Below are 25,824 nucleotides of genomic sequence, written 5' to 3' on the forward strand. Positions count from 1 at the left end.
CGGTGATGGAGTCGCCAACCCATCTCCTTTGCCTAAGAGCAATTTGATCCTGCTCAATGCTCAAGGCCTTGCGATGTCTGAGAATGGAGTTCAAATCTTCGAGGAGCATCGCCATGGGTCAAATTTCCCACACATCCTTTGCCGGCTTCACGCATGCGGGCCAGCAGGCGCAACAATGGGTCAAGGAGCTCGCCAAGGACCTCTGCTGGAGCGAGCCGAGCGCGTGCCGTCTCCTGAGGTCTGTCCTGCACACGGTGCGGGATTGGCTGTCGCCAGCGGAAATGGCCGATCTCTCGGCGCAGCTGCCTGTCTTGATCCGCGGCATCTATTTCGAAGGCTGGAATCCATCAATGCCTGCGCATGAGCGCACGAAGCGCGACTTCATTATCAGCGTCAGAAACAGTTTCGGCTACGATGAAGAGGTCGATTTCGATGTCGCGATCAGTGCCGTGTTCAAGCTTCTCGACCGTCACATTTCACAAGGTGAGATCGTACAGGTCAGAAACTCGATGAAGAAGTCGCTGCGAAAACTGTGGCCGATGGATTGACCGATGTTCCGCGACCGGGAAGACGCTGGAGCGAAGCTTGGCCTGGAACTGAGCAGGCTTCACCTGCATCAGCCAATCGTATTGGCATTGCCGCGTGGCGGCGTGCCCGTCGCAGTGGAAGTGGCCAAAGCCCTCAACGCCCCTCTTGACCTGTTGATCGTCCGCAAGGTCGGCGCCCCGGGCAATCCCGAGCTGGCTGTTGCCGCAATCGTCGATGGCGCCCCTGGAGAGGTCGTGCTGAACCGAGAGATCGTCGAGACCTATCAGCTCGACGAAGGTGAGCTACGTGTCTTGATTGCAAATGAGCGTCCTGAACTCGAACGCCGGCGCGTTGCCTATCGCGGCAAGACCAAACCGATGTCGATCTCGGGAAAGACCGCGATCATCGTCGATGACGGGGCCGCGACCGGTACGACCATGAAAATCGCGATCCGCGCCCTCAAGCGCCGGTCGCCGAGGGAAATCGTCGTGGCAATTCCCGTTTCACCGCAAGAGACGGTCGCCGCGCTGGAACAGGAAGCGGACCGTGTGGTCTGCCTTAGGCAGCCAGGACAGTTCCGGGCCTTGGGCCACCACTATCTGCGGTTCCCGCAGCTCTCTGACAACGACGTTGTCTCCGCTATGGACGAGGCTGCCCAGCTGTACAAAGCTGGCCAGCGGCAGGTTTCCGGCCTAATTCAAAAGCCGTGAAGAACAGGAGATCGCACTGATGCAGATCCGCACGCTTTCTGCTTTGGAATGTACCAAATTGCTGACGGCCAATCGTGTTGGCCATCTGGCATGCGCCAAGGATGGGCAGCCCTACGTCGTGCCCTTCCACTACGCCCATTCGGACGCTCATCTTTACGCGTTTTCCATGCCGGGCAAAAAGATCGAATGGATGCGGTCCAATCCGCTGGTGTCCGTCCAGGTCGATGAACATGGCCAGGGGCGAGGATGGAAAAGTGTCATTGCCGACGGCCGATACGAAGAACTGCCTGACCGGATCGGCCACAAGCTTGAGCGGGATCATGCCTGGTCCGTGTTGAGCAAGCACACCGACTGGTGGGAACCCGGTGCACTCAAGCCGGTCGTTCCTCCCACAGCCGACAGTGCACCGCACGTTTTCTTTCGGATCCTGATCGAGCAGGTATCCGGACGAGAAGCAAGCGAGTAGTAGCCCCATCAAAACCCTTGCGAGAAATGAAAAAGGGCCGGTGCAATCTGCACCGGCCCTTTTTCTTACCGTTGAATTGCTACCGCGCCATCAAGACCGGCAGCGATTGACCCTCGAGCATCGACTTGGTGACCCCGCCGAAAATCCGCTCGCGCAACCGGGAATGACCGTAGGCGCCCATGACCATCAGCTCGGCCGCAACGTCGCCGGCATGCTGGCGAAGCACGTCGGCAACCGAATGGTTCGCGCTCGGCAGCCGGTCGACCGTAATCTTCACGCCGTGCCGGGCAAGATAGGCGGCAGCATCGGCTCCGGGTTCCGCACCGTGATGGAACTCATCCTCGATCGGGTCGACAATTACGAGGTGGACCTCTTCGGCGCCTTTCAGCATATCGAGCGACTCGCGGACGGCGCGCGATGACTCAAGACGGGCGTCCCATGCAACGAGGACGCGTTTCGGCTTCAGCGTCGGGCGCGAACCCTCGGGGACGAGCAGAATGGGCTTTCCTGACGAAAACAGCGTGCCCTCGATGACTTTGTCCTTGAGCGTATGGCTTGCCAGCAGGTCCGGTCCGAGAATGGTCAGATCGGCGTAGCGGGCACGCCTTCCGATGACGTCGTCCGCCCATCCCATGTCGGGATAGTCGTCGCTCAGATCGGCCGATATGGCGGTCTGGGAGAGAAAGCCAGCGACGTCGGAAATTCTCTTCTCCAGCCTTTTCAGTTCGGCCTGGCGTTCCTCCAGCCAGGCCGGTGAGACGACCGCGGCATACTCGCCGCCAGAGGGCGGTGCGGCCAGTTCGAGAACGAGCACGGAGAGATGGGCGCCTACCTGTTCGCACAGCGAGGCGGCTAGCTTTAGATCGCCTTCACCCTGGTTCGGCCCGGTAACCGTAAGCAGTGTCCTGAAAGTCACGGCGGCAACTCCTGATTTCGATTTGAAGGGTCAGTCGTGGTTTCAGTCATTAGCGAGGGCGGTTGGCGCTTTCATTGCGTTGAATCAAACACCGTGACCGCGGGGCGCATTTGATCCGCATCAACGCACCGCCAAACCGAGGCTGTAGGTTTCAGCCGATCAATCGGGGAAACACACATGAGATTCCTGATCGCGGCGGCTCTGGCAGGATTGGCCTTCAATGCGGCCAGCGCCCAGGAACTCGGCGACGGCAAGGCCGAATACATGAACTCATGCGCCGTCTGCCATGGTCCCGAAGGCAAGGGCGATGGCCCGTTGGGCGACGAGCTGTTGAAGCGGCCGAGCGACCTGACACGCCTCTCCAGGCGCAATGGCGGCGAATTCCCTTACTGGCGCGTTTATGCCGTGATCGACGGTCGCGCCATGGTACCGGCGCATGGCGAGCGCGACATGCCAGTGTGGGGCAGCCAATTCCTGCCTGCCGACGTGAAGAAATATGGCCCGAACGCAGGCGAAATCGTCACCAGGGAACGCATCCATGAGTTGGCAGGTTATGTCCAGACATTGCAGCAATGAGCGCAGATCGCGGAAGCGAATTTCCCAAGACACACTGGGAAGGCCGGCCATGATCGTCGACGACCAGCAAGCCGCTGCCGCGTTTCTGCTTGATCCTGCTACCCATGGCGCGATTGGCTCCGTCGAGGCGATCGAGACTCACATTTCGCGTATTTTCCTTGTTGGCCAACGCGCCTACAAGATGAAGCGGGCGGTGAAGCTGCCCTATGTCGATTTCTCGACGCCGGCGCTGAGGCTGGCCGCTTGCGAGAAAGAGGTAGAACTCAACTCGAAAACCGCTCCCGGCCTCTATCTGGGGGTGCGTCGCATCACGCGGGAAGCCGACGACAAATTGGCTTTTGACGGCACCGGCCAAATGCTCGACGCGGCGATCGAGATGGTCCGCTTCGACCAGTCGAAGCTTCTCGATCGAATGGCAACCGCGGGACAATTGACGCCGGCGCTGATGACCGCCGTCGCGCGGATGATCGTGGGATATCACCGTGCCGCGCCGGAGGTCCACAATGGCACCGGCTCGTTCAATTTGATGGGCGTGCTCGACATCAACGAGGCCGGTTTTGGCACCAGCCATGTTTTTACAAAACGGGAGATTGAGACGTTTGCCGGAGCCTTCCGCACCGCGCTTGCCCGGCATGCCGGATTGCTGGACCGCCGGGAGGCGGCAGGCAAGATCCGCCGGTGCCATGGCGATCTGCACCTGCGCAACATCTGCCTTTTCGATGGCGAGCCTCGCCTCTTCGATTGCATCGAATTCAACGACCAGATCGCCAGCATCGATGTTCTGTACGATCTTGCCTTCTTGTTGATGGACGTCTGGCATCGCGGCTTCCCCCAGCTCGCCAATCTCGTGATGAACCGCTATCTCGACGAGGCCGACGATGAAGACGGTTTCATCCTATTGCCCTTTTTCATGGCCCTGCGGGCTGCCGTGCGCGCCCATGTCACCGCAACGCAAGTCGAGGAAGGCAGCGCCGACAGCGACAAGCTGATTGCCGAGGCGAGATCTTATTTCGAACTGGCCCTGACATTTCTCCAGGAGACAGAACCGCGGCTCGTTGCCATCGGCGGCCTCAGTGGTTCCGGCAAGACGACCATTGCCGAGGCGCTCGCTGCCTATGTTGGAGCGCCGCCCGGCGCACGCATTGTCGAAAGCGACCGAATCCGCAAGGCGATGCACGGCGTGGCTGCCGAGACCAGGCTGCCGGACAAGGCCTATCGACCTGAGGTGTCCGAACGGGTCTATAACGAAATGGCATGGCGCGCAGGCCTGATCCTCTCCGAGGGCGGCTCGGTTGTCGCTGATGCGGTTTTCGACAGACCGGCCGATCGTGAGCGGATTGAAAAGGCAGCGCGAGACCGAGGTATCGCATTCTCCGGCTTCTGGCTGGAGGCGGATCCACTCGTCCTTTGGCAGCGGGTCAATGAACGCAAGGCCGGCCCCTCGGACGCCACGGTCGATATCCTGTCGCGTCAATTGCAGCGCAATGCGAGCCAGGCCAGCTGGCGCAGGACCGACTCCGATCGACAGCTCGTCGACATCGTCGCCGAATTGAGGAGATGTTGCGCGCACGATGCGTCCGAGATCCTGCGCACAGCGTCCTGACTGGGTGCGGGCGATCGATATATCAACCGAGTTCGAGCTTGGCCTCGACAAGGCCGGGCTCGTTCCGAAGATGCGTGATCGAGAAGCCAAACTCGCGGCACATGGCCAGCATCTTGCTGTTTTCGCTCAGCACGATGCCTTCTATGCGCCGGATCGCATCCGCTCTTGCGTAATCGACGATCTGGTTGAGCAATTCCCAACCCAGACCGTGACCCTGCAAGTCGGTTCGCACCAGCAAGGCGTATTCGGCGCTGACATGGTCGGGATCGCAGGATAGTCGGCTGATGCCCGCCAGCGCGCCGGTGCTCGTCTCCAGCGCGACGAACGCCATATTGCGATCGTAGTCGAGCTGGGTGAGACGTTTCAACATCTGGTCGGAAAAGCTCTTGCTTGGTGACAGAAAGCGCAGGCGCAGATCGTCAGGCGAAATCCTGGCGAGGAATTCCGGATAGAGCGCGATGTCGGCCGGCTTGATCGGTCGGATGTGGTAACGCATCCCGTCGATCGAAAGCTCTTTTTCCCAACCCGTCGGATAGGGCCTGATGGCGAGCGCCCGATTCGGACCCGACTCCTCCACGCGTTCCGGCTCGATCTCGATACGGGCATCAAGTGCAATCACGCCGGCGGAATCGGCGAGCAAGGGATTGATGTCCATTGAAACAAGGCACGGAAAGTCGACGATCATCTGCGACAGGCCGTTCAGCGCCCTGATGATCGCCTGCCGATCGGCCGGCTTGCGATCGCGGAACCCGGCGAGCAGGCGGCCGATCCGCGTTTGGTCGATCAAATCACCGGCAAGAACGTTGTCGAGCGGAGGCAACGCGATCGCCGTATCGTCCATCACCTCGACCGCGACACCGCCGGATCCAAACAGGATAGTCGGTCCGAAGATCGGATCCCGGCTCATGCCGAGAATGAGTTCCTGTGCGAGTTTTCGCACCACCATCGGCTGAACGGCATAGCCTTCAATATCGGCTTGCGGTGCATGCTTGCGCACGCGCGCCTCGATTGCGCGTGCGGCCTCGCTGGCGGCAGCGGCATCGGCAATGTTGAGCACCACCCCGCCAATGTCTGACTTGTGCGAGATCGCCCTGGACAACAGCTTGACGACGACCTGCTCGGACGTCTTGAGGAGCCGACTAGCCGCCGCCTCCGCTTCGGCAGGAGATCTGGCGACGATCGTCTCGGGCACCGGGATGCCGTAGGCGGAAATTGCTGCCTTGGCTTCGGGCTCGGTCAGCATTCGCCGCCCTTCCTTCGCGACCTGCCTGAATATGGCAAGCACGGCTTCCCGATTGCTCGTGATGTCCTCGCCGCGGCTCGACGGGGTGCGCATCAACGCCCGCTGGGCACGCGACCATTCGCTGATGTAGGAGACGGCGGTTGCCGCGTCAGCGGGCGTTTCGAAGCTGGCAATGCCGGCGTCCTGAAGGACTTGCCGCCCACCGCGCGCCGTGTGTTCCCCAAGCCAACAGGTCAGGACTGGTTTGCCGGCGATCATCCCTTCGCTTGCGAGTTCCGCCACAGCGCTTGCCGCGGCAAGGGGCGAACTCAGCCCTGTTGGACAATTCATCACCAGGACGACGTCTGTTCCTGGGTCGACTGCCACAGCTTCGACGGCCGCCTTGTAACGGAGCGGCGGGGCGTCACCGATGATGTCGACCGGATTGGCGCGCGACCATGTCGGCGGTAACACGGCGTTCAGGCGCTCGATGGTGGCAGGCGAAAGCGCGGCCAATTCTCCCTTGCAGTCGATGAGTTGATCGATGGCCAATACCCCTGCCCCGCCGCCATTGGTGACGATGCCAACCCGGGCTCGTTTGAGTGGCGCAAAGCGGGCGATCGTTTCAGCGGCATCAAAAAGCTCGGTCAGGCCTTTGACGCGCAAAATGCCTGCCCGCAGCAATGCCGCATCGACGACACGGTCGGCCCCCGATAGCGCGCCGGTATGGGTCGCGGCCGCTTTGGCCGATTGCTCGTGCCGACCCGATTTTATTGCGATCACCGGCTTGATCCTCGCCGCCGCACGAGCGGCCGAGATGAACTTGCGCGGATTGGGAATTGTTTCGAGATACATGACGATGGCGCGTGTGTGTGCATCGCCCGCCAGCATGTCGAGACAATCTCCAACGTCGACATCCGCCATGTCGCCGAGCGAGACGATCTGCGAGAACCCGACATTGTTGTCGGCCGCCCAATCGATCAGCGATGTGGCGATTGCGCCGGACTGCGACAGCAGCGCGATGTTGCCGGGCTTGGCGGCCATATGCGCAAATCCGGCGTTAAGCTTCATCGGCGGGATCATCAGCCCGACCGTGTTCGGCCCGATGATGCGGAAAAGCGTGGGCTTGGCAGCGTCGAGCATCGCCTGACGCAGGCCGTTTTTCGTGCGTCAGCCCGGCGGTGATGACAACCGCCGCCCGCGTGCCCTTTGCAGCAAGGTCGCGCACGATGCCGGGAACTGTCTCAGGCGGCGTAACGATGACACCAAGGTCTGGGACATCAGGCAGATCGGCCGCCTTGGCATAGCATTGCCGATCGGCGACCTGCGAATATTTCGGGTTGACCGGCCAGATGTCGCCCTCGAAGCCACCGCTGACGATGTTGTCGAAAACGACACGGCCGACGGAGCCTTCGCGCACCGACGCACCGAAGACAGCAACGGACTTCGGGGCGAACGCATGTTCGAGATTTCGGATCGTCACCCCTCATGTCTCCTGTTCCTAGCGATGATCGCCCGTCGATCTTGCCCGTTCGTTGCGTTGGATCAAAGCGTTCTCCGGTTCTCGCTATTAGCTGTTGCCCGAGTTCGGCGCACCCCGTCAGCGCTGGTGAAAATTGGCGAGCGTCGATCAAATCGAAAGGCATCGCATGAACGAGTCCACTTGGCGACGCGCATTGCTGGTCATTGCCATCCTGGGTCTCGCCATTGGGATCGGAGTTTGGCGAACCGGGCTCGGCCCCCTTGAAGCCAACACGATCTGGACGGTGGCGACCTTGCCCGTGGTGGCAGCTCTCGCCATCTCTATCTTGCGTGATTTCTGGATCGGCCGCTTCGGTGTCGATGCGATTGCGCTGGTGTCAATGTCCGCCGCGCTGCTGCTCGGCCAACCCTTGGCGGCAGTGGTGGTCGCGATCATGTATGCAGGCGGCACTGTGCTTGAGGATTTCGCTCGCGGCCGCGCGGAACGTAACCTTAAGGCATTGACCGACCGATCGCCGCGTGTCGCACACCGAACGTCAACGCTGGGGACAGAAACCATCCCCGTCGAGGACGTTGATGTCGGCGACGAGCTTCTGGTCCGGGCCGGCGAACTGCTCCCAGTCGATGGCATCCTGCTCGATGCTTCGGCCTCGCTCGACGAGTTCGCGGTGAGCGGAGAACCCCTGCCGGAACGGCGGCGCGCAGGGGATGTGCTGCGCAGCGGCACCGTCAATGCCGGCGAGACCTTCAGCATGCGAGCTTCTGCCCTGGCGGAACAGAGCACTTATGCCGCGATCGTGCGCATGGTCGCTGCAGCGCAGACCGCTAAATCCCCGTTCATTCGCATGGCTGACCGCTTTGCACTGTTCCTTCTGCCGGTCACATTGCTGGTTTCCGGCGCCGCCTGGTATGTTTCCGGCGACCCAATCAGAGCGCTTGCGGTGTTGGTCGTCGCCACGCCCTGCCCGCTCATCCTCGCCGCGCCCGTTGCCTTCATCGGTGGCGTATCGCGCGCCGCGCGTGCCGGCATCCTCATGAAAGGCAGCGCGGCCCTGGAGGCGCTTGCGCAAGTCCGAACCGCGATCTTCGACAAGACGGGAACCTTGACCATCGGCGGCGCCGAGCTCATCGAAATCGAAGCTGCACCCGGCCGCGACGCCAATCATCTGCTGCAGCTGTTGGCATCCCTGGAACAGGCCTCGCACCATGTGCTCGCCGAACTCGATCATCCGGGCGGCGCGCGGCAGGCAGTTGGTGCTTTCGCATCCGCGTGATGTCCGCGAGCATCGCGGCGCCGGTCTGAAGGGCCGGGTCGACAACATGGCGATCGTGGCAGGATCGCGAGCTCTCGTGCTCGCCGACAAGCCGCCGCCCGGCTGGGCGAAAAGCGGCGAAGAAAAATACAGGGACGAGCCCGTACTCAGGGTTTTTGTAGCGCTCGGCGGACGACTTGCCGGTGTCTTCACTTTCGGCGACGCCCTGCGTCTTGATGCGCATGATACACTCGGCAGACTGCGCTCTGCCGGCATAACGCGCATGGTCATGCTCACGGGCGACGACGGCGTCGCAGCCAAGCGCATCTCCGCTTTGCTCGACCTCGACGCCCTGATCGCCGATGCGACGCCTGCCGAAAAAGTCGCGACGGTCACAGCCGAGAAAGCCTCGGCACCGACGATGATGGTCGGCGACGGCATCAACGATGCCCCGGCGCTTGCGGCCGCAACGGTCGGTGTCGCCATGGGCGCACGGGGTGCCACCGCCTCCTCCGAGGCGGCAGACGTTATCGTGCTGACCGACAGGCTGCAGCCTGTCGTCGATGCAGTCCGGATTGCACGGCGAACGCGATCGATCGCCTTGCAGAGCATCATCGCCGGGCTGGCGCTGTCCGGGCTGGCAATGATCGCGGCGGCCATGGGGCAGATCACGCCGGTTGCCGGAGCGCTGCTTCAGGAAGGGATCGACGTGGCGGTTATCCTCAACGCGTTGCGCACCCTTGGCGATGGGCGTCTGTGGCGTGCATAGTGGTCGAGAACAAAATCGGTGAATGGCTATGGCGCAGCAAAATCTGGTGGTTTGCAGCAAATGCGGTGGGGTCAACCGCCTGCCGCCCGCCCGCAATGCCAGTGAGGCAAAATGCGGCAAGTGCGGGACCAGGCTGTTTTCGGGGCATCCCGAAGATGTCGACGCCGCCGGTCTCGATCATCAGATCGCACGCAGCAGCCTGCCCGTTGTTGTCGACATCTGGGCACCCTGGTGCGGCCCCTGCAAGATGATGGCGCCAGCCTATGAAGCGGCGGCAAGTGAACTGGAACCGCATGTTCGGCTGATCAAACTCAATTCCGACAATGAGCAGGCTGTCGCGGCCAGGCTCGGCATCCGTGGCATCCCGACCATGATCCTTTTTCATGGCGGGCGCGAAGTCGCGCGCACATCCGGCGCAATGACGGCGGGCCAGATCGTCAGGTGGGTTCGCGACCGCCTGCCGACGGTCGCGGCCTGAAGTCGCCGGTCCAATGGATCCGCTCATCGCCCGGCTTGGACTGGCCCTGGCAATTGGCTTGCTCGTTGGATTGGAGCGTGGCTGGCGCGAGCGGGAGGCGCCCGATCGCAGCCGCACGGCGGGCATTCGCACGTTTGGCATATCCGGCCTGCTTGGCGGAGTTCTGGCCGCGCTCGCCAACGCGCTCGGCGCAGTATCGGTGCTGGTCGGAGGATTCATCGCCTTTGCAGCAATCTTTGCCTGGTACAAGGCGCGGGAAGCTGCCCATGACGCGGATTTCAGTGTTACGAGCGTGATTGCGGGCCTTGGCGTTTTTGCGCTGGGCGCGCTTTCGGTTACCGATGACTATCGGGCTGCAGCCGCCGGCGGCGCGGCATTGGCGGCAATCCTGGCCAGCCGAGAGATCCTGCACGGCCTTCTGAAGCGATTGACATGGGTGGAACTCCGTTCGGCGCTAATCCTGGCGGTGATGACGGCGATTGTCTTGCCCTTGCTGCCAAACCGGACGATGGACCCGTGGGGCGGTTTCAATCCTTGGGAAGTCTGGTTCCTGACGGTGCTGATGGCCTCGATATCGTTCGCCGGCTATGTGGCTGTTCGCGTTCTGGGAAATACGCGTGGGCTGCTGGTCAGTTCGCTCGCCGGTGCGATCGTCTCTTCCACAGCGGTCACCTTGGCGCTTGGCCGCAACGCGACAAATGCAACCAATCGGCTGGCGCTCGCCGGGGCGGCATCGCTGGCTGCAATGGTTTCGGTGCTCCGCGTCTGCGCCGTGGTTCTGATCATCGAGCCAAGCGTGTTCGCTTCGGTCGCTATCGCGGCGATGGCAGCCGCGCTCGCCTTCGCTGTCTGCGGCGCATTGCTGATGGCGCGCGACAACGGGAGTGGAGAAGGCAGCGCTATTGCGCGCAATCCATTCGAGTTCTGTCCCCTGCTGCTGTTCGCACTGCTCTTCGCGGTTGTCGCCACCGCAAGCGCTGCATTGGCAGCCCAATTCGGCGGCCGCGGCTTGCTGGTTACTTCGGCGCTGGCAGGCACGTTCGATGTCGACGTCTCGGTGCTCAGTGCCTTGCGGCTGGTCAAGCATTCGGTCTCTGTCGAGACCATCGGCCAGGCGGTGCTGGCGGCACTGGCGGCACTGGCGGCACTGGCGGCAAATGCGATCGGTCGCCTGTCATTGGCGGTATTTGCCGGGCCGATCGGGTTCTGGTTGCCGCTGGCCGGCGCAACCTTCGCCGCTGCGACCGCCGGCTACGGTGCCACGTTGTTGCTTGGTCCCGGATAGAAGCGCGGCGATCGAGCCTTCTTTGATGCGGATCAAGGGCTATGCCCCGCCACCGTTCTATGAAACTCCGCGAAAGGAGTTCGCCAATGACCAGTTTGAAGGACCTCAGCCCGAAATTCCGCCATGTCCGGCTGCTGCTGGCCCGCGAGAAGGGTCATCCTGAAGGAGATCGTGAAGAAGGGTACGACGTGCTCGCGCCGTTGACCGGTGAAGGCCGGCTCGATGCCGAGGAATGGAAGTCGCACAGGGCATCCTGTCGCGTGCGCCGCTTTCGTACCGGCGAGGAGGATTTGATCGGTCGGCTGAGGCGCAAGCCCGGCGGACAGTGGTTCTTCGACTACGCCGACGGCGATCGTGACGACGAAATCGGCTTTCATCTCGGCGACGAACGGTTCGTGACCGGTGAATATGTGTCGATCGAGCGCAACGGCGCCATGCACACCTACCAGGTGGCGAGGGTCGAGCGGCCCTGACGCGACAACGTTGGGCTTACCGGGAGTAGACCATGTCGCGACGCATCCTGATTGTGGTCGGCCATCCCGACCTGTCCCCAGACCGCCTCTGCCGCGGTCTCGCCAGGGCCTATGGCGAGGGCGCGGAGAAAGCGGGGCATGCCATCCGCCGGGTCGATCTGGCGGCGATCGATTTCCCGATGCTGCGGACAATGCAGGAGTTCGAGCACGGTTCGATTCCCGCTGGGCTGAAGGACGCAGCCGAAGCGATCGTCTGGGCGGAGCACATTGTCTTTGTCTTTCCGCTGTGGCTTGGGACCATGCCGGCCATGCTCAAGGCATTTCTGGAACAGGTCATGCGGCCGGGAACGGCCTTTGCCTATCCGGACAAGGGTGGCGGCTTCACCAAGGCACTGCTTCGTGGCCGCTCCGCGCGCGTCGTGGTGACGATGGGCATGCCTTCCGTTTTTTACCGGCTATGGTTTCTTGGACACGGCATCGCCGGCATGAAGCGAAGCATCCTGCATTTTGTCGGCATCAGCCCGGTGCGCGAGACCTTGTTCGGCATGGTCGCTGGCGCCAGCGATGCGACCCGCGCGAAGTGGATCCGACAAATGCGCGATCTGGGAGAACGGGCCAGATAATCCTCAACTGTCAATCACGGCACCAGGACGGCGGCGCCGCTCAGTCTGCCTTGCCTCAGATCGTCCAGTGCCTCATTGGCGTGTTCCAGTGGGTAGACCTTGGTGTGGGTGCGTACCTGCGCGCGCTTGGCAATGGGGAAGAACTCTTCGGCGTCGCGGCGCGTCAGGTTTGCCACCGACACCAGTTCACGCTCTTCCCAGAGCAACTCGTAGGCCATCGCCGGAATGTCGCTCATGTGGATGCCGCCGCAAACCACCCGGCCGCCCTTGCGGACGGCACCAAGCGCGATCGGCACCAGGTCGCCCACAGGAGCAAAGATGATCACGGCATCGAGCTGCCTGGGTGGAGGCTGATCCGAACCGCCCGCCCAGATCGCTCCAAGCGAGCGCGCGAAATCCTGTGCTTGCTCGTCACCGGGGCGGGTGACAGCGAAAATCTCACGGCCTTGCCAGATCGCGATCTGAGCGACGATATGCGCGGCGGCGCCGAAGCCGTAAATCCCGAGCCGCTTGCCGTCACCGGCCTTCTTCAGGCATCGCCAGCCGATCAGGCCAGCGCAGAGCAACGGCGCCAGCGATATGGGATCGGCATCCCGGTCCAGATCGAAGGCGAATTGCGCGTCGGCAATGACATGGCTGGCAAAGCCGCCATCGCGTGTGTAGCCCGTGAAATCTGGCTGATCGCAAAGATTTTCATGTCCTGAGGCGCAGTAGGGACAATGCCCGCAAGTGTGCCCGAGCCATGGCACACCGACTCTTTGCCCTATCCTGGAACGCGCCACGCCCTTGCCCACGGAATCGACGATGCCGACGATTTCGTGACCGGGAATCAGCGGTAATTTTGGATGACGCAGATCGCCATCAATGACATGCAGATCGGTCCGGCAGACAGCGCATGCCTCGACCTTCAACCTGATCTCGCCCACCCCCGGTAAGGGGTCGGATCTGTCGACCAGTTTCAAGGGAGTGCCGATGCTTTCGAGCACCATTGCTCTCATGACGCGCTCCATATTGCCCCGGAAACAAACGAAGCCGATTGCGATCCGCTCCTCCGCTAGACCGACATCAGGCGATGGGATGCGATCCCGGCAAGCGTTCGCAAACTGCGACAAGTCACAGGCTCTTGGCGCTGCCTTGTTCTGGGATTTATGGATCGACGGTGAACTCGGTCCACATGCCGGCGGCAAAGTGACCTGGCACGTTGCAGATAAGCAGGTATTTTCCAGCCTTCAATTCGACAGTCAACGTGCCCGACTTACCGGGATCAAGCTCCGAAACTTCGCCCTTGTCGCCGGCCTTGTCCTCGTCGACCCGGTTCTCGGCCTCAACGTATGGAAGTGGCTTGCCGGGATCAGCGAGGTACATCACGATCATTTCGTGAATGGTGTCCTTGGAGTCATTCTTCACATTGAATGTGACTTCCCCGGCCTTCACCGTTCCGGGGGAAGCCTTGATGCCCATGGTGGCCTTGGAGAGGTCGAGTCCTGGCGTTGCATAAGCAAGACCCATCGGCATCTCCGTACTCGCGCCCTTGTCCCAAAGCGAGACTTGGACAAGTGAAGCAGCCTGGACGACGCCGGCACTGCCGGCCATGAACATCGCCGCCGCGAGCCCGAGCGCTGCTCTCCTCGACATGGTTTTCATCGTGATCCTCTTTCAGGATGGCAGCAGAAGCGCTCTACATCCTGGCCGTCATCCTGCTTGCGGCGTCACCCGCCGTCCTTGCGCCAGATCAAACCAACAGGCGCGAGCCCGATCGGCTGTCAGCCAGTTGTCAGGTTGAACGGGTTATTTCGACCAATGACGGTGAAATCGCCGTCGGACAGGACCGATCGAAATCCCACCCGCAGGCGCAAGATCGGCGCCCAATCCCGAATGGAGCCATTATGTATCGCACACTCGTCCTCGCCGCTCTCGCTGGCATGATCGCAGGACCGGCGCTCGCCGCCGGCGGCGGCTGCAGCACCGCCCCGAAATCACAGTTCAAGCCCAAGGCAACGCTCGAGTTGCAATTGACAGGCGAAGGCCTCACCGTCCGCCAGATCAAGGTCGAGAAGGGTTGTTACGAGGTCTACGCGGTCGACAAGGCCGGCAAGAAGGTGAACCTGGCCTACAATGCCGAGACCCTTGAAAAGCTCGACAATGCCGAAGCCGGCGAAAACTGATCGAGACGTTTCCATAGCCGCGGACGCGCAACCATCGCCGGAGATGGTGCGCGTCTGGGACCGGGTCGTGCGGAGTTTCCACTGGGCGCTTGTGCTCAGCTTCGTCACGGCCTGGCTCACCTCCCATTCCTCCGAGGACATTCACCATTGGGCCGGCTACACCGCAGCCGCGCTGGTCGCAATGCGGCTCTTATGGGGTGTTCTGGGCACGCCCTATGCGCGGTTCTCTCAATTCGTGCGCGACCCGGCGACGGTGCTGCGCTATCTCTCGGCAATACTGAGCGGTCGCGAAGCCCGCTACATCGGCCACAACCCCGCCGGCGGCGCAATGGTGGTCGTGCTGATCGCGGCGATGGGGTCAACCGCTCTGACCGGTTGGCTGATGACGACGGACGCTTATTTTGGCGTGTCGTGGGTCGAAACGGCGCACAGCCTGAGCGCGCACGGCCTACTCGTGCTGGTCCTTTTCCATATAGGCGGCGTCGCGCTGGCAAGCTTTCGCCATCGCGAAAACCTGGTACGGGCCATGATCACGGGGCGAAAACGCAAAGCCGAGCCGGCGGACATCGCCTGACGACCTACCAGTAGACCAAATCCGATTTGCGCCCTGGCCGATTTCGGGGGCGCAAGTCGGTCGCTCCTTGTTCAAGATGGCCCTGGAAGCGCGCGATGTGACATGGGCGGAGCGGACAAGATAAGAGCAGGCATTGGTGGGCTGGCCCCGAAGCCGGAACGCCAACGCCACTCTTTTGTTCAGCAACCGCTTATTGACCCGCATCAAAGCGATCAGTCCTGTCTTCCTGTTCATTGCCTCCCATCAGAGCCTTCAAATTGGGGAGAGCATCATGACTACTGCTGATTTCAACATCCCGGTTCCGAAAGTCGCGACCGCGGCGCCAACGAAACTTCGACTGGGCTCCCTGACCGCATTGGTGATCGGTTCGATGGTCGGCTCCGGCGTGTTCAGCCTGCCGCAGAATATGGCGGCCGGTGCTGGTCCCCTTGCCGTCCTGATTGGCTGGGCGATCACTGCGGTCGGGATGCTGGCGCTGGTTTTCGTTTATCAGTCGCTTGCAACCCGCAAACCCGAGCTCGATGCCGGGCCTTATGCCTACGCCAAGGCCGGCTTCGGTCCCTTCATCGGCTTCAACAGCGCCTGGGGCTACTGGATCAGCGCCTGGGTTGGCAACGTCTCCTACGCAGTGATCGTGTTCAGCGCCCTGTCCTATTTCTTTCCGGCCTTCGGCGATGGAAACACCTGGCAGGCGGTGCTCGGCGCTTCGATCCTGCTGTGGCTGATCCACGTCCCGGTTCTCGCCGGCATCCGGCAGGCCGCCGTTGTGAACCTCATCGTCACGGTGGCAAAGATTGCTCCGATCGTCCTGTTCGTCGGGGTTGTTGCCGTTGCTTTCAAGCTTCAGGTCTGGTCTCTCGACTTCACTGGTCTCGGCAATGCCAGTCTCGGCTCGATCACCGCGCAGGTGAAGAGCACGATGCTGGTGACGCTCTGGGTGTTCATCGGCATCGAGGGCGCCAGTGTCTTTTCCGGTCGCGCCGATCGCCGCAAGGACATCGCCACGGCGACGGTTCTCGGCTTCTTCACCTGCCTCGCGCTCTATGCCCTGGTGTCGCTGCTGTCGCTCGGCATCCTGAGCCAGCCCGAACTTGCCGCATTGAAGAACCCTTCAATGGCCGGTGTGCTGGAGGCCGTTGTCGGCCCCTGGGGCGCCATCCTCATCAACATCGCGCTCGTGGTGTCGGTGGTCGGCGCCTTCCTGAGCTGGACGCTGCTGGCGGCCGAAATTCCGCATGCCGCCGCAAAGGACGGCACGATGCCCAAATTCTTCGGCCATGAAAGCGAGCGCGGCGTGCCGTCGATCTCGCTGCTGATCACCAACCTGCTCGTCCAGGTCTTCCTGGTGATCACGCTCTTCGCCCAGAGCACCTACCAGGCGCTGTTCTACATCGCGTCGGCAGCAATCCTGGTTCCTTACATCTTTTCCGGAGCCTACGCGGCAAAACTCGCGCTGACTGGAGAAAGCTACGAGAGTGGCGAGCAGCGCGCCGGTCCGCTTTTTGCGGGATTGCTGGCAACGGTCTACGGGCTGTGGCTCGTCTACGCGGCGGGGCCTGCATACCTGTTCATGTGCGCGATCCTCTATGCGCCCGGCATCATCTTTTACATCTGGGCGCGCCGCGAAACCAATCAGCGTGTCTTCCATCCCGCCGAGGCGGCCCTCGCCGGAACCCTCATCGCTGTCGCCATCCTCGCCGTCTACGAGATGTGGACCGGCGCCGTCAGCGCGCTGTGAGAGGAATGACGGCGATGATGAGGCTGGGTGTCCATTCCGAAGTCGGCTGTCTGCGCGAGGTGATGGTCCATCGTCCGGACCTCAGCCTGCGCAGGCTGACACCGGAAAACTGCAAGGCGCTGCTCTTCGACGACGTGCTGTGGGTCAAGCGGGCTCGCCAGGAACACGATGTCTTTGTCGATGCGTTACGCGAACGCGGCGTGCTGGTGCATTCCTTCGGTGAGCTCCTTGCCGAGACTATGAGCCTTGCCAAGGCCCGTGACTGGCTTCTCGACCGCCGGGTCCATCCCGGCGTCGTCGGGCTCGACATGGTCGACGAAATGCGCGGATGGCTCAACGAGATGCCGCCGGAGCAATTGTCGTCTTACCTTGTCGGGGGCATTGCCCGGGCCGAGCTTCCTTTCGAACCCAAGGGCCTGACCGGAAGGACGCTCGCGCCGCAGGATTTCGTGCTGCCGCCACTGCCGAACCAGCTGTTCACCCGCGACAGTTCCTGCTGGATCTACGGCTCAGTCTCCGTCAATTCCATGTACTGGCCCGCAAGACGCCCGGAAGCGGCCAATGTCGAAGCCGTCTACCGCTTCCATCCCCGCTTTCGCGAAAGCGGCATACCTTTCGTGTCGCCAGATCTGGGTACCGGCACCAGCCTTGAAGGCGGTGATGTCATGCCGATCGGCGGTGGAACGGTTCTCGTCGGCATGGGGGAGCGCACCACGCCGCAAGCCGTGGGCGACCTTGCGCGCAACCTGTTCGCTGCCGGTGAGGCGACGCGCGTGATTGCCGCCTTGATGCCGCGGGACCGCAGTTTCATGCATCTCGACACCGTCTTTACCTTCTGCGATCGCGACCTGGTCACGCTGTATCCGCCGGTGGTCGACCGGCTGCGTACCTTCTCGCTGCGGCCGGGCGACGCAGAGGCGTCGGTAGAGGTCACCGATGAGACAAAACCATTCACGGCTCTGGTTGCCGAAGCCCTTGGACTGAAGGCGCTGCGCATCATCACCACAGGCGGCGACCGCTACGAGGCCGAGCGCGAGCAATGGGATGATGGCAACAATGTCGTTGCGGTCGAGCCCGGCGTGGTCATCGGCTACGACCGCAACGTCTACACCAACACGCTTCTACGCCGCGCGGGGATCGAAGTGATCACGGTCGAGGGTGCTGAACTCAGTCGCGGCCGTGGCGGCGGGCACTGCATGACCTGCCCGATTGCCCGCGACCCGATCTGACCCAAAAGGAAATCCCGATGTCCATCAATCTTCACGGCCGCTCCGTCCTGACCCTGGACGATCTCACCGCCGACGAGATTCGGTTTCTTCTCAAGCTGGCCGCCGACCTCAAGGCGGCCAAGCTTGCCGGGCACGAGATACCGCGCCTTGTCAGAAAGAACATCGCGCTGATCTTCGAGAAAGATTCGACGCGCACGCGCACCGGGTTCGAAGTTGCAGCCTACGACCAGGGCGCGCACGTCACCTATTTCGGCCCTACCGGCAGCCATATCGGCCACAAGGAATCCATGAAGGACACCGCCCGCGTGCTCGGTCGCATGTACGATGCAATCGAGTATCGGGGCTTTGGCCAGCACCAGGCCGAGCTCCTGGCCACGCATGCCGGCGTGCCGGTTTATAATGGTCTTACCGACGAGGCGCATCCGACGCAGATCCTCGCCGACTTCATGACCATGCGAGAATTCACGCACAAGCACCTTTCGGACATGACCGTCACCTTTGTCGGCGAGGGCCGCGACAATGTCGCGCTGTCGCTGGCGCTGGGTGCCGCCAAGGTCGGCATCGACATGCGCATCGCCTCGCCGAAGGAGCTTTGGCCAGAGGAGGAATTCTGCGCCCATGTCCGGGACTTGGCCGGACGCAGTGGTGGCCGTTTCCGGCTCGACGAAGACGTGAAGGGCTGCGCCCAGGACGCCGACTTCATCTACACCGACGTGTGGATGTCGATGGGCGAGGACAAATCCGGCTGGGCCGAGCGTATTCGTCTTTTGACGCCCTACCGCGTCACCAGCGAGGTGATGGCTGCCGCCGGCAACCCCCACGTCAAATTCATGCATTGCCTGCCGGCATTCCACGACACCGAGACCGAGGTCGGCGCGTTCGTAGCGAAGGAATACGGCATCGACTGCATGGAGGTCACTGACGAGGTGTTCGAGTCGGCCGCGTCGATCGTCTTCGACCAGGCCGAAAACCGGATGCACACGATCAAGGCCCTGCTCGTCGCCACGATCGGCAACTGACATGCGTATCGTCGTGGCGTTGGGTGGAAACGCACTGTTGCGCCGTGGAGAGCCGATGACGGCCGACAACCAGCGCGCCAACATCATGCGCGCCGCGTCAGCGCTCGCAGGGCTCGTCAGCGATGGACACTCGATCGTCATCACGCACGGCAACGGACCGCAGGTGGGGCTGCTGGCCCTGCAGGCAGCGACAACTTCGGATGGTCGCACATTTCCCCTTGATGTGCTCGGCGCCGAGAGCGCAGGCATGATCGGCTATGTCATCGAGCAGGAGCTCGGCAACCTCCTCAAGGAGAGGCTCTTCGCGACCCTGCTGACGCAGGTCAAGGTCGATCCGAACGATCCGGCTTTCGCTCATCCGACGAAACCGATTGGCCCGGTCTACGACGAGGCAGCCGCACGCAAGCTTGCCACCGAACGCAGCTGGCAGATCGCGCCCGATGGCGATAAATGGCGACGCGTCGTGCCGTCCCCCAGACCGCTGGAGATCCTGGAAGCGTCCGTGATCTCGTTCCTGGTCGAGCGCGGCGTGATTGTCATCTGCACCGGTGGCGGCGGCGTTCCGGTGATAGCAGGGGATGACGGCAGTCTGTGCGGCGTGGAGGCGGTCATCGACAAGGACCTGGCAAGCTCGCTCCTTGCCCGCCAGTTGAAGGCCGACATGCTGCTGATGTTGACCGATGTCGACGCCGTCTATGTCGATTACGGAACAGCAAACGCTCGGGCGCTTCGGCGCGTCAGTCCCAAGGATTTATCGGGCAGGAATTTTCCGGCCGGCTCGATGGGACCGAAGGTCGGCGCTGCTATCGAATTCGTTGAAGCGACAGGCAGGCCTGCCGCAATCGGCAAGCTCGATGATGCTGTTCAAATTGTCAGGGGCGAACGCGGCACATGGGTCGAAGGCAGCCGACCTCGAGAACGATTGCAGCCACCTTTCGCCCCGTAAGTGATTGATACGCATCAAAGCCGCCTGAAACCACGCGTGCTAGGCAAGTTTCAGTGACGGACTCCGGAAACATGGGGGCAGGCTAGATCGGCGGTTCTGGACGTCGGCAAAGGGGACGCCTGCGAAGCAGTGCCGAGGCGCAAGCGAATGGGAGGCCAGTATGGCAAAGAGAGCGGACAAGATCGAGGTTGGCATGGACCTGGCCGTAAGGTGCCGCGTTACCGACACTTGGCAGGATGATCTGGGGGACCAGTGGGTCACGGTGCTGGTTGAGGGTTGCGACATCCCGGTTACGTTAAAGGCGGTCCACGTCTACCCCTTCGATGACGACTAGTGAGTTTCCTTGACGCAGCATATTGGCGCGGTCGCCTGGCTTGAACCGGCCGACGAGGTGTCCGGTGGCTTTGTTGCGGGTCTTGGGAGATTGGCAGGAGCAAAAATGGGACAAGGTTTGAAGAAATGAAGGAACTCCCGCTTGCCGAGGTCTATCGGCTGATAGAGCCCGGTCCTGTCGTTCTGCTGACGACCCGGGCCAGAGGCCGCGCCAATGTCATGACCATGTCGTGGCACATGATGGTTGAGTTCACGCCTCCGACGATTGCCTGTGTCGTTTCGAGCAGCGACTTCTCTTTTGCCGCGATGCGGGACACCAAGGAGTGCGTGATCGCGATTCCGGCCGTGAGGCTGGCGGAAAAAGTCGTGGAGATAGGCAACTGCTCAGGCAGGGACAGAGACAAGTTTGCGACGATCTGGCTGACGCCGTTGCCCGCCGAACGTGTCGCGGCACCCCTGGTCGCCGAATGCTTCGCCAATCTCGAATGCCGCGTCGTCGATACCCGACTTGTCAACAAATACAATCTCTTCGTCCTGGAGGTCGTGAAAGCTTGGGTTGATCCGGCGCAGCCAACGCCCAAGACCATCCACCATGTCGGAAATGGAGCCTTCGTGGTGGACGGAGAGATCGTCCATTTCGAGTCAGCCATGCCTTGAAGCCGGCCATTGATCCGCGTCAAGGAGCGCATTTCCTTAGGCGCTAGTGTCAGGTCATCCAATCGCTAGCCGAAGAGCGCCGCCGATGAGCTACAAATCCATCCTGCTGAATGTGGACATAGATGGCCCAATCGGGCCGACCGCGAAGATCGCCGTCGATCTTGCTAAGCGCTTCAACGCCCGGCTGATCGGCTTCTGTGCAGCCGATGCTCCCCTGCCCGTGACGATGGCACCTGAGGGTGCCGCGATAGCGGCCGAGGTCTGGCAACAATTAAGGGATGACATCCAGAAGCGGTTCAAGAATTTGCATGTCGAGTTTGACAGTCTGGTTGCTGGTTCGGTGGCGACGGAATGGCGCGAAGCGCTCGACAGCCCAAATCACGCCCTGGTCGCGACGGCGACGATAGCGGACCTCATCGTCACCGGTGCCCCACAGGGGGCTTCCACCGGCGATTCCTATCGTGCCGTCGATCCTGGCAGCTTCGTGTTGCGCGCCGGCAGGCCGCTGCTGATTGCGTCAAGCGGCTCGGAGCCTGCACCGACAGGCAGGATCGTGGTCGCCTGGAAGGATACGCGCGAAGCGAGGCGTGCGGTGGCCGACGCCGTGCCGCTGATGGCGATTGCAGACGATGTGATCGTGGTCACGATCGATTCCGATCCCGATGACAGGAATCGTGCCGGCATCAAGGACGTCGCGACCTTCCTGGCCGGGCACGGAATCAAGGTGCGCACAGAAGTGCTGAAGGCCGATGACGAGAGCGACAAGCTGGTCGACTTCCTGCGCTACGCCAACGCCGACCTCATCGTGTCGGGCGCCTATGGGCACAGTCGGATCAGGGAATGGGTGTTCGGCGGCGTTACCCGATCGCTGCTCGACTACATGGGTCTCTGTCGCCTCATGTCAAACTGATCATCCGCCCCTGCAACGTCCATGGCTTGCCAGTGAGGGATAGCAATGCCTTACGCGACCGAGAGGGATCTTCCGCCGTCCGTCAGCGCGCATCTGCCCCGGCATGCCCAGGAGATCTTTCGCGCTGCCTTCAACAACGCCTGGGACGAGTATGCCGACCGAGGTGAAGGGCGCGAGCAAATAGCCCACCGCGTTGCCTGGGCTGCCGTCAAGCGCCTTTATCGCAAGGAAGGGAGCGACTGGGTGCCGTTGTGAGTACCCTGTGCGATTTGATCGAAATCAAAACCATCCCTGCCGCTTCACTTATAGGATTTGCGATCAGGCACTTAGAAAATGCGGGTTCAATGACGGACATAGTCGCAAGGCTCCTCAATGCGTGCAATGCGGAGAAGAACAAGGGAGCGGACTTTCCGACGATCTGGAAAGACATCCTGAAGGCGCACCCTTATGTCGCGGGATCGCCGATCCAGGACAGCGGCGGGGACGGTCCCTTATTGAAAATCCCCCTGATCACGGGGCAGGTTCTTGTCTTTCTCGGTTCGACTTTCTCTCTGCTCTAGCCGCAGCAGCTGGCACGTGTCGGGCCTCCAGCAGAAGTGCCCTTCCTGATCTCGGCCAGCATACCGGCACATCCCATCCATTTCGGGAAGCCATTCGTGATGCTGGCCGGTTCGCCCAAGATCGCCGCTGCAAAAGGCCCACGACGATAGTCGGGATCAGCAAAGTCTGATCGGGCTTAGGCCGCCGCCAACATGTTCTCGATGGCTTCGACGGAGTGCTTCACGAGATCCTTGCCAAGTTCGCCTGCCAGTTTCGCTCGTAGCGAAGGCTCGACGTGCCTGCGCAGTTCGCCGAGCGTTCGCGGATCGGCGACCACCACCACACGCTCGAATGCTTCCGTCTGCGCCTCGCGATTGAGATACTTCGCCACGGCAGCGGCAAAATCGTCTTCCCGCAGACGAGAGTCATCGGGATTGGCAGTGGAGCTGCGATGCCTGCCGCCCGAGCCAGTGTTAGCCGCGTGCAGCGCCGGCTCGGGCAATTCAACCAAGGCGATCCGGGGCTCGTGACCCTTGGAGCGAAACAGGCGCAACTTCTCGCCGTCGGTTACCGCGACGAGCGTACCAGTCGTCACAATCATGTTGTTTCTCCTTTTGGAATAGATCGCAGTCCAATGCGTTGCCGTCGTTCGCACGATCTTCGCCGCTGAATGCATTTCGCGGCGGTCTAATTGCCTGTCGCTGTATCGACCCGGCGACAATCGGACCGCCGAGTCATCAGGGAGAGAGTCAGATGATCGAGATCCGATCTTCGACCATCCGCACACCCGGCGACGACCAAGCGGCACGTTCCGCCGCCTGACGGTCGGACCAGGCCTTGACCTTGCCTTCGAGCGTTACCCTGCCGTCCGAGACCTGGACACGGATGGCCTGCGCTTCGGTTTCGGCGTCACGCTTCAGCGCATCCTCGATGCGCTTCTTGATGTCGGTTCCCGAGGCTCGCGGAGTGATTTCGATCTGATTGGCAACGCCGACAACGCCGGCCAGCCCGCGCACGGCCTCGGCCGCCGCGTTCTTCTGGTACTGCCATTCAAGTTTCCCAGTCAACGTGATCCAACCGTCCTGGACCTTGACCTGCAACTTGTCCCTCGGGATGGAGACATTCCAGGTCACCGCATTGACCGCACGCTTGGCGATCTCGTCGTCCGCAGTCCCCTTCTGTCCAATCAGCCGGACTTCGATTTCCTCGGCGATCCCCTTCACGCCCTTGACCCGCTTGACCACATTTTCAGCGGTGGTCTTTTCCCAATAGGAAGAAACGTGTCCGGTGAGGGTGACGATGCCATCTTCCACGGCGACGCCGATGTGTGCAGCGTCGATACTCGGCTCGAACTCCAACTCGTCAAGAACATTTTGACGCAATGTTAGATCGATCATGATCCGTCTCCTTTTGTACGGGGCTTTTCGCCCCACCCAAAACACACCATGCTCAACAGAGCGGCGCTTTGATCTGGCTCAACAGGTGCCGAAATTTGAACCTGGACCCCATGCTGGGACTACCATCGTAAAAGCCGAATTGTGCGATCTCGGTGATTAGCGGCCCCAGATGATCCGCGGTTCGTTTCTCGGGGTCGCAGTTGGCAGTCTTTGCGCCCGGCCGACAATGATGGGGGCAACCGGTTTCAGTGCGAGCGGAATGCCAAGCTCCTCCTTCACTGACGTCTCGTTGAGCCAGGCCCGGGACAATCCGATCCAGCACGTGCCCAGCCCCCTGGCATGAGCTGCCAGCATGAGAGTCTGCCCGGCCAGGCAACAATCCTCATCAGACTGCCTCAAGTCATTTGTCGCACAGATGGTGATCAATGCCGGCGCATCATGGAAAATCTTGAACTCCTTGTCGGCAAGATGACCAGCAAGCGGCGACCCTTTGGGCAGGTTGGCGAGCGTGTGGCGCTTGGCTTCGTCCGACAACGCCCGCAGGCGAGCCGAACCGCTCACCACCACAAAGGCCCATGGCTGCAGGTTCATGGCACTCGGAGCCAGGACGGCGGCACCGATCAGCTCAGATATGAAATCGTTGTCGATCTGCTCGTCGGTATAGGCGCGGACCGCTCGCCGCGTCCGCAACGCTTCCATCAGTTCCATGGAGCACCTTCAGGAATGGGGGCAGCGTCTGCTCGACGCTGCCCCTCTGGTTTTATGGTCAAGCCGGAACCATCGCGCGCTCAGACACCGGCTTGCGAACGGGCTCGGAAAAATCAAGCACTATCCGTCCCTTGATCCTGCCGGCCTTGAGGTTCGCAAAGATCGTGTTGATGTCCTCAAGGCGTGCCTTGGTGATTTCGGCCTTTACCTTGCCGTCGGCGGCAAACGCTATGGCCTCATCGAGATCTCGCCTGGTTCCGACAATCGAGCCACGAACCGTGATGCGCTTCAGCACGACGTCGAAAATTGGCGTTGGAAATTCCCCGGGCGGCAGGCCGACCAGGCTGATCGTCCCCTTGCGGCGAACCATGTGCAACGCCTGGCTGAAAGCCGGTGTCGAAACCGCGGTCACGAGAATGCCGTGGGCGCCCCCGCCAGTGCCTTTGATGACCTTGGCCACCACGTCCGGCGAACGCGCATCGAAGGCGAGATCGGCTCCGGCGGCCTTGGCCAAAGCGAGCTTTTCGGGGGCTACGTCCAAAGCGACAACCTTCAGCCCCATCGCCTTGGCGTATTGAATCGCCACGTGTCCGAGGCCACCAATACCTGATATGGCCACCCACTCGCCGGGCCGCGCCTCGGTTTCCTTAAGTCCCTTGTAAGTGGTAACGCCGGCGCAAAGGATCGGCGCCATCTGCGCGAAATCGACGCCGGCCGGCAGCCGGGCGGCAAAGGGCGCGGATGCGATGACATATTCCGCGAAACCGCCGTCGCAGCTGTATCCGGTGTCGTGCTGGTGCTCGCAAAGCGTCTCCCAACCGGTTTCGCAGTACTCGCAGCGCATGCACGCATCGTGCAGCCACGCCACTCCGACCGGATCGCCCTCCTTGAAGTCGGTTACGCCTGGGCCGAGGGCGGCGACAACGCCGGCGACCTCATGTCCGGGAATGAATGGCGGCACCGGCTTCACTGGCCAGTCGCCGTCGGCAGCATGCAAATCGGTATGGCAAACGCCGCATGCGATCACCTTAACCAGGATTTCGCCCGGACCAGGAACAGGAATCGGCACCTGCTCGATCGATAGTGGTCTGCCGAATTCATGGACCACGGCGGCCTTCATCATCTTCACCACAGCGCATTCTCCTTGTTTTCACGGCAGCATCTCTTGCTGGCCTGGCCGACAATCGGACGCGCTGCGTCGGATTTCATTGACCTAGCGCAATC

Annotated in this window: 27 protein-coding genes and 2 pseudogenes; 21 read left to right on the plus strand and 8 right to left on the minus strand. The window is 61.7% G+C overall.

Translation table 11 applies throughout. From position 1 onward, the window contains the following. The first annotated feature begins 113 nt into the window (after positions 1-113). From ACZYHG_RS01070 to ACZYHG_RS01080, 3 genes are read left to right on the plus strand one after another with little or no spacing between them, the layout of a single operon-like run. The gene (locus ACZYHG_RS01070) at positions 114-548 is read left to right on the plus strand and encodes a DUF2267 domain-containing protein (RefSeq protein WP_464612163.1); all 435 of its coding nucleotides are present in this window, start codon (positions 114-116) and stop codon (positions 546-548) included. Between the two features lie 3 nt (positions 549-551). Further along, positions 552-1,238 carry a phosphoribosyltransferase gene (locus ACZYHG_RS01075; RefSeq protein ID WP_464612164.1) on the plus strand — a complete coding sequence of 229 codons (687 nt, stop codon included), beginning with the start codon at positions 552-554 and terminating at the stop codon, positions 1,236-1,238. A gap of 19 nt (positions 1,239-1,257) precedes the next feature. Beyond that, the gene (locus tag ACZYHG_RS01080; protein ID WP_464612165.1) at positions 1,258-1,704 is read left to right on the plus strand and encodes a pyridoxamine 5'-phosphate oxidase family protein; all 447 of its coding nucleotides are present in this window, start codon (positions 1,258-1,260) and stop codon (positions 1,702-1,704) included. A gap of 79 nt (positions 1,705-1,783) precedes the next feature. Here the strand turns inward: ACZYHG_RS01080 and ACZYHG_RS01085 are convergent, their stop codons facing one another. Continuing rightward, positions 1,784-2,620 carry a universal stress protein gene (locus ACZYHG_RS01085; protein ID WP_464612166.1) on the minus strand — a complete coding sequence of 279 codons (837 nt, stop codon included), beginning with the start codon at positions 2,618-2,620 and terminating at the stop codon, positions 1,784-1,786. Between the two features lie 177 nt (positions 2,621-2,797). Between ACZYHG_RS01085 and ACZYHG_RS01090 the strand changes: the two genes are divergently transcribed. Both ACZYHG_RS01090 and ACZYHG_RS01095 read left to right on the plus strand, forming a co-directional pair. Further along, positions 2,798-3,196 carry a c-type cytochrome gene (locus ACZYHG_RS01090; RefSeq protein ID WP_464612167.1) on the plus strand — a complete coding sequence of 133 codons (399 nt, stop codon included), beginning with the start codon at positions 2,798-2,800 and terminating at the stop codon, positions 3,194-3,196. Between the two features lie 49 nt (positions 3,197-3,245). Beyond that, a complete protein-coding gene (locus ACZYHG_RS01095) occupies positions 3,246-4,799 on the plus strand; it encodes a bifunctional aminoglycoside phosphotransferase/ATP-binding protein (protein WP_464612168.1) in 1,554 nt (517 codons plus the stop codon). A 22-nt stretch (positions 4,800-4,821) separates the two neighbouring features. Here the strand turns inward: ACZYHG_RS01095 and ACZYHG_RS01100 are convergent. Beyond that, positions 4,822-7,504: pseudogene (locus ACZYHG_RS01100) on the minus strand (bifunctional acetate--CoA ligase family protein/GNAT family N-acetyltransferase). Between the two features lie 166 nt (positions 7,505-7,670). Here ACZYHG_RS01100 and ACZYHG_RS01105 point away from each other — a divergent pair. The 5 genes and pseudogenes from ACZYHG_RS01105 (at position 7,671) to ACZYHG_RS01125 (ending at position 12,384) form a co-directional block, all read left to right on the plus strand. Next, positions 7,671-9,525, plus strand: a pseudogene (locus ACZYHG_RS01105) (heavy metal translocating P-type ATPase). 28 nt (positions 9,526-9,553) lie between these two features. After that, positions 9,554-10,003, plus strand: coding sequence for a thioredoxin TrxC (gene trxC / locus ACZYHG_RS01110; RefSeq protein ID WP_464612169.1), 450 nt, complete (start codon positions 9,554-9,556; stop codon positions 10,001-10,003). 13 nt (positions 10,004-10,016) lie between these two features. Continuing rightward, positions 10,017-11,288 carry an MgtC/SapB family protein gene (locus ACZYHG_RS01115; protein WP_464612170.1) on the plus strand — a complete coding sequence of 424 codons (1,272 nt, stop codon included), beginning with the start codon at positions 10,017-10,019 and terminating at the stop codon, positions 11,286-11,288. Positions 11,289-11,374: 86 nt separating this feature from the next. After that, positions 11,375-11,761: a hypothetical protein gene (locus ACZYHG_RS01120; RefSeq protein WP_464612171.1), complete on the plus strand. Its 387-nt coding sequence runs from the start codon at positions 11,375-11,377 to the stop codon at positions 11,759-11,761. A gap of 32 nt (positions 11,762-11,793) precedes the next feature. After that, a complete protein-coding gene (locus tag ACZYHG_RS01125) occupies positions 11,794-12,384 on the plus strand; it encodes an NAD(P)H-dependent oxidoreductase (protein WP_464612172.1) in 591 nt (196 codons plus the stop codon). Between the two features lie 14 nt (positions 12,385-12,398). On the opposite strand, the gene ACZYHG_RS01130 is transcribed toward ACZYHG_RS01125, so the two are convergent. Next, complete coding sequence (locus ACZYHG_RS01130) at positions 12,399-13,382, minus strand: zinc-dependent alcohol dehydrogenase family protein (protein WP_464612173.1); 984 nt, start codon at positions 13,380-13,382, stop codon at positions 12,399-12,401. A gap of 148 nt (positions 13,383-13,530) precedes the next feature. Further along, entirely contained in the window at positions 13,531-14,028 is a 498-nt protein-coding gene (locus ACZYHG_RS01135; RefSeq protein WP_464612174.1) for a sulfocyanin-like copper-binding protein, read from the minus strand. A 242-nt stretch (positions 14,029-14,270) separates the two neighbouring features. On the opposite strand from ACZYHG_RS01135, the gene ACZYHG_RS01140 reads away from it, so the two are divergent. The 11 genes from ACZYHG_RS01140 to ACZYHG_RS01190 all read left to right on the plus strand — a co-directional run bounded on the left by ACZYHG_RS01140 (position 14,271) and on the right by ACZYHG_RS01190 (position 22,515). After that, the gene (locus tag ACZYHG_RS01140) at positions 14,271-14,549 is read left to right on the plus strand and encodes a PepSY domain-containing protein (RefSeq protein WP_464612175.1); all 279 of its coding nucleotides are present in this window, start codon (positions 14,271-14,273) and stop codon (positions 14,547-14,549) included. 43 nt (positions 14,550-14,592) lie between these two features. Next, a complete protein-coding gene (locus ACZYHG_RS01145) occupies positions 14,593-15,123 on the plus strand; it encodes a cytochrome b/b6 domain-containing protein (protein WP_464614849.1) in 531 nt (176 codons plus the stop codon). Positions 15,124-15,394: 271 nt separating this feature from the next. After that, positions 15,395-16,861, plus strand: coding sequence for an arginine-ornithine antiporter (gene arcD, locus ACZYHG_RS01150; protein WP_464612176.1), 1,467 nt, complete (start codon positions 15,395-15,397; stop codon positions 16,859-16,861). Positions 16,862-16,875: 14 nt separating this feature from the next. Next, positions 16,876-18,090: an arginine deiminase gene (locus tag ACZYHG_RS01155; protein ID WP_464612177.1), complete on the plus strand. Its 1,215-nt coding sequence runs from the start codon at positions 16,876-16,878 to the stop codon at positions 18,088-18,090. A gap of 17 nt (positions 18,091-18,107) precedes the next feature. Next, a complete protein-coding gene (gene argF, locus ACZYHG_RS01160; protein WP_464612178.1) occupies positions 18,108-19,109 on the plus strand; it encodes an ornithine carbamoyltransferase in 1,002 nt (333 codons plus the stop codon). Position 19,110: 1 nt separating this feature from the next. Next, positions 19,111-20,055, plus strand: coding sequence for a carbamate kinase (gene arcC, locus ACZYHG_RS01165; RefSeq protein ID WP_464612179.1), 945 nt, complete (start codon positions 19,111-19,113; stop codon positions 20,053-20,055). A gap of 160 nt (positions 20,056-20,215) precedes the next feature. Beyond that, positions 20,216-20,389 carry a hypothetical protein gene (locus ACZYHG_RS01170; RefSeq protein ID WP_464612180.1) on the plus strand — a complete coding sequence of 58 codons (174 nt, stop codon included), beginning with the start codon at positions 20,216-20,218 and terminating at the stop codon, positions 20,387-20,389. Between the two features lie 125 nt (positions 20,390-20,514). Then, positions 20,515-21,045 carry a flavin reductase family protein gene (locus ACZYHG_RS01175; RefSeq protein WP_464612181.1) on the plus strand — a complete coding sequence of 177 codons (531 nt, stop codon included), beginning with the start codon at positions 20,515-20,517 and terminating at the stop codon, positions 21,043-21,045. An 85-nt stretch (positions 21,046-21,130) separates the two neighbouring features. Continuing rightward, positions 21,131-21,955: a universal stress protein gene (locus tag ACZYHG_RS01180; protein WP_464612182.1), complete on the plus strand. Its 825-nt coding sequence runs from the start codon at positions 21,131-21,133 to the stop codon at positions 21,953-21,955. 45 nt (positions 21,956-22,000) lie between these two features. Then, positions 22,001-22,210: a ChaB family protein gene (locus ACZYHG_RS01185; RefSeq protein WP_464612183.1), complete on the plus strand. Its 210-nt coding sequence runs from the start codon at positions 22,001-22,003 to the stop codon at positions 22,208-22,210. Between the two features lie 89 nt (positions 22,211-22,299). After that, positions 22,300-22,515, plus strand: a complete 216-nt coding sequence (locus tag ACZYHG_RS01190) for a hypothetical protein (protein ID WP_464612184.1) — start codon at positions 22,300-22,302, stop codon at positions 22,513-22,515. Between the two features lie 176 nt (positions 22,516-22,691). Here ACZYHG_RS01190 and ACZYHG_RS01195 read toward each other — a convergent pair whose 3' ends face one another. The 4 genes from ACZYHG_RS01195 to adhP form a co-directional block, all read right to left on the minus strand. Further along, the gene (locus ACZYHG_RS01195) at positions 22,692-23,096 is read right to left on the minus strand and encodes a host attachment family protein (protein WP_464612185.1); all 405 of its coding nucleotides are present in this window, start codon (positions 23,094-23,096) and stop codon (positions 22,692-22,694) included. Positions 23,097-23,244: 148 nt separating this feature from the next. Then, positions 23,245-23,892, minus strand: a complete 648-nt coding sequence (locus ACZYHG_RS01200; protein ID WP_464612186.1) for a BON domain-containing protein — start codon at positions 23,890-23,892, stop codon at positions 23,245-23,247. Between the two features lie 156 nt (positions 23,893-24,048). Next, the gene (locus ACZYHG_RS01205; RefSeq protein WP_464612187.1) at positions 24,049-24,600 is read right to left on the minus strand and encodes a nitroreductase family protein; all 552 of its coding nucleotides are present in this window, start codon (positions 24,598-24,600) and stop codon (positions 24,049-24,051) included. Between the two features lie 58 nt (positions 24,601-24,658). Next, positions 24,659-25,720 (minus strand): alcohol dehydrogenase AdhP, encoded by a 1,062-nt coding sequence (gene adhP, locus ACZYHG_RS01210; protein WP_464614850.1) that lies wholly within the window; start codon positions 25,718-25,720, stop codon positions 24,659-24,661. Positions 25,721-25,824: the final 104 nt, after the last annotated feature.

This window comes from Mesorhizobium subarcticum (assembly GCF_055456085.1).